The organism is uncultured Roseibium sp. (assembly GCF_947499295.1).
Classification (GTDB): domain Bacteria; phylum Pseudomonadota; class Alphaproteobacteria; order Rhizobiales; family Stappiaceae; genus Roseibium.
Window position 1 is genome coordinate 1 of the sequence record NZ_CANMNP010000077.1, and the last position, 2,619, is coordinate 2,619.

The following is a 2,619-nucleotide window of genomic DNA, read 5'->3' on the forward strand; positions in this document are numbered from 1 at the left end:
TCTGGCATTTTCAAATACTTCAAACCCCATGGGAATCCCCAATATTCAAGGATCCAAAGGGTTTTTCAGGGCGAACTCTTTAAAGTGGTTGGCATCACGTTTTCGTCAATGTAGTGTGCGCCAGAACTGACGGGGAAAACAGAGTATCAGTGCTCCATGAAACAGGAAGACATATTCAAGGCGATAGATTTGCAGCCAGAAGATCCTTTTGTCTGGTTTCAAGGCCCGCCAATACCGGAAGAAATTCCCGGCGGCTGGGTTGGAATAAACAAACAAAAACTTGGAAGAATTATCGAAAAACGCCCACCTAACTACCCGAATATGATGCCATTGCTCAAACAAATGATCCGAGGATTAGTCTTTCGGCCTCAAGCAGATGGCGGTTGCATGCCAGTCAACGAATTAGCGAAACGCGTCGGAAGAAATAGGCAAACTGTCACCCGGAATGCTAAAACTCTGACAAAGTTGCACGCAGTTTATCCGATTGACCGGAACGGAAGATACGCGATCTACGAAAACCTTGCGATCGCGATTCTCCCTGGAAATTTCCAACCCTGGGTTGCCGAACCGAGGCACGGCTGGACACCCGATACAATCGACGAATAGCGGCAGGCTTCCCGATGACTGGACTCCTTGAAAAAGTGCCACTCACCGAAGCCGAGCAGGAACGCCAGCGCGAGATGGTCTACAAGGCAGACCGCACGAACGCTCTGAAGGTGCGCTTTCGGACGGATTCGTTGCGACAATGCCCGTCATGGCGAAGGTCGGCGGCGCAGACTTCGCAGTTGGGTCGCAGATTGATCAGGCCCTCGACAAGCTCTTCACCGGGGATTGCCAAGTTGTTGACGTGCCGCTATCCTCAATCCTCTGATACCCACTCGGCGTGACCGGCTCCGGTGACCGCAGCGATGATGGCGTTATGCACTGACGGTTCGAAGCGATCGATGATTGAGGACCCGTGCAGTTTCTTCTTCTGAGGTTCCAGTATTTCAAACGAAATGCCCAGGAAATCCAGAACCCTGGCGAAACCGTGATTTTTAATTTCCTCGTAGGTAATATCGAGGATCGGTCCGCGGCTTTTTTCCCGATAGAGCGTGAACAACTCACTATGACTATACAGATATTTGCTAAACTCCGCTTCATTGAACGTAATCTTGGTGTCCAATTCGGTCGGCCGATTTGAATCTGACTTGAGATTGTAAATGCCTGTGGCCTGCACCAGTCGGCTGGAAGAAAATCTCGCTAAAACATTTTTTCTTTCATAGATAATTTTGAAGACACTATCGTCGGCCATGAGCGCATCAGTTTGGTCAGGACTCTGATTTCTCCAGATCTTGAAACCCACGGCTTCAAAATCAGGTTGATCAAACACCCAGTCCATAAAAGCCGCAGTGTCTTTCTCGCGCAGGGCCACAAGGTCATCTAGTTCCCTTGCCTCTAGAGGAACCTTGATATGACTTGATGGTTTCGGATGAAAAACCTCGCCGTGACAAAGTATTTGTGGGTGTACGTTCAGTGTTTCAGACAAAAATGATGTGCCCGATCTGGAGTCACTTAGGATAACAAATTGTTTTGGCGACTTGGCCACGAGGAATTCCTTTCACAAATAGCTGTTTTGATCAAAAATATGTGTGAATCCTTCCGAGAATACGAGTACTTCGTTACGGAGACCTTGTATTGGTTCAGCGGATGTCTTGCATATGCCCGGACAATGATTGTAACTTTTTGGTTTGGAGCTTCGGATTTTCTAGTTTCGCTTCACGAATTTCACTCCATTTACCCTACCATAAATAGAAAATCAACAATTTGCATCTATAGGTGTAGTTGTTCGCTGCATTGGTCCCCGTTTTGGATGGATTTCAGGCGTTCATCTCGCTAGTGTAGTTCTGCCATAGTCCGAATGCATCAGCCCTTGCATTCCGGTATGAGGCGGCGGGGAGTTTGTATCGACGCGGTCGGAAGATCGTGTTGATCTGATCGTGGGCAGACAGAAACCGCTGCGCTTGGCGAGGCTATTTAAACCGGCCAAAGATCTTCTCCCGTTTGCGTGTCGGGCGGTGGGAATTCTCAATCATGTTGTTCAGCCCTTTATGAGCGCGATGATCGGCATCGGGAGCAAGGGCCTGAACCGGTTTGATGTAGCTGCGCAGTTTGTCCATTGCCCGGCAGTGCATTGCGGATGCAATGTCACGAGAGGGGGCACCACGACCCTGGGCTCGCCGAATTGCGTGACCAGTCTGCCAAAGAAACGCCTGGCCGCCTTGGCATTGAGGTGAGATTGAACCAGGATGCCGAGCACATCTCCATCGCCGTCAATCGCCCGACAGAGCCAGTATTTCACACCACCAATGACAATCACCATCTCATCAAGATGCCACTTGTTGTTGGGCTTTGGCCGGTCCCGGCGAATGCAGCACACGAAATGCCGACCAAAACGGTTCACCCAGTTGCGGATCGTTTCCCGGCTGACGAAAATACCCCCCGCTCCGCAAGGAGGTCTTCAACATCTGCTGAACTCAACTCGTGGAGGGGGCATCCATATCTAGCCCGAAAAATTCACGGTGATGGTCGATTGTGTGCTTGAAGCTATGATGTTGTCGCGTTTGCGGTGTTTTTAGG

At 49.9% G+C, this 2,619-nt stretch carries 2 protein-coding genes and 1 pseudogene; 1 reads left to right on the forward strand and 2 read right to left on the reverse strand.

From position 1 onward, the window contains the following. Window positions 1-156: 156 nt before the first annotated feature. Entirely contained in the window at window positions 157-606 is a 450-nt protein-coding gene (locus Q0835_RS29620; RefSeq protein WP_298967039.1) for a hypothetical protein, read from the forward strand. Between the two features lie 253 nt (window positions 607-859). On the opposite strand, the gene Q0835_RS29625 is transcribed toward Q0835_RS29620, so the two are convergent. After that, complete coding sequence (locus tag Q0835_RS29625; protein WP_298967042.1) at window positions 860-1,588, reverse strand: hypothetical protein; 729 nt, start codon at window positions 1,586-1,588, stop codon at window positions 860-862. Window positions 1,589-1,859: 271 nt separating this feature from the next. Next, window positions 1,860-2,520, reverse strand: a pseudogene (locus tag Q0835_RS29630) (IS6 family transposase); the annotation flags it as partial. Window positions 2,521-2,619: the final 99 nt, after the last annotated feature.